The 310-nt window shown below is 61.9% G+C and carries 1 other RNA gene; it reads left to right on the forward strand.

Going from position 1 to position 310, the window contains the following annotated elements:
* Window positions 1–310, forward strand: an RNA gene (gene rnpB / locus LG661_RS24850) — RNase P RNA component class A; the annotation flags it as partial.

A 310-nucleotide genomic window follows, 5' to 3' on the forward strand; every position in this document is an offset into this window, starting at 1 on the left:
CGGGCGGAGGGGAGGAAAGTCCGGGCTCCATAGGGCAGGGTGCCAGGTAACGCCTGGGGGGGAAACCCACGACCAGTGCAACAGAGAGCAAACCGCCGATGGCCCACGCAAGTGGGATCAGGTAAGGGTGAAAGGGTGCGGTAAGAGCGCACCGCGCGGCTGGTAACAGTCCGTGGCACGGTAAACTCCACCCGGAGCAAGGCCAAATAGGGGTTCACATGGTACGGCCCGTACTGAACCCGGGTAGGCTGCTTGAGCCAGTGAGCGATTGCTGGCCTAGATGAATGACTGTTCAACGACAGAACCCGGC

The sequence above is a fragment of the Microvirga roseola genome (genome assembly GCF_020866965.1).
Taxonomy (GTDB): domain Bacteria; phylum Pseudomonadota; class Alphaproteobacteria; order Rhizobiales; family Beijerinckiaceae; genus Microvirga; species Microvirga roseola.